Source organism: Vescimonas sanitatis (assembly GCF_049060325.1).
GTDB classification, from domain to species: Bacteria; Bacillota; Clostridia; order Oscillospirales; family Oscillospiraceae; genus Vescimonas; species Vescimonas sanitatis.
In genome coordinates, this window is record NZ_JBMGPW010000049.1 from 1 (window position 1) to 432 (window position 432).

Sequence of the window (432 nt, forward strand, 5' to 3'; positions counted from 1 at the left end):
GTCCAGCAGGGCCGGCGTGTACTCGATCCGCTCCGTGGTCTCGAGCGCGCCGACCACCGGCAGGCGATCCGCAGGCAGTCCCTCGAATGCCGCGAACACCTCCTGCGCGGCATCCGGGTCCACCCAGGTGTTCCACTCGGCGGTGGGCGTGGTGTTGCCCGGAGGATAGAAGGAGCCGCCCATGATCACGATGCCGCGGGCGAGGAACGGCAGGCGCGGCTCGGCCCGCAGCGCGAGGGCCAGGTTCGTCAGTGGCGCGGTGCAGAGGATCGTCGTCTCCCCGGGGTGGGCCCGCAGCTCGTCCAGCCACACGTCCACGGCGGGCCGGGGCGAGAGCCGCTCGGGGCGTCGGTCGATCCGGGCGTGGCCGAGACCGCCGTCGCCGTGGGTCTCCGGGGTGGTGACCGCAGGGCGGCGCAGCGGGGTCTCGGC

1 protein-coding gene is annotated in these 432 nt (G+C 74.3%); it reads right to left on the reverse strand.

What is annotated here, in order from left to right; all coding sequences use genetic code 11:
* Positions 1 to 432, reverse strand: a 432-nt coding sequence (locus ACOMDU_RS13695; protein WP_421130711.1) for a nucleoside hydrolase, incomplete at both ends; no start/stop codon positions are given.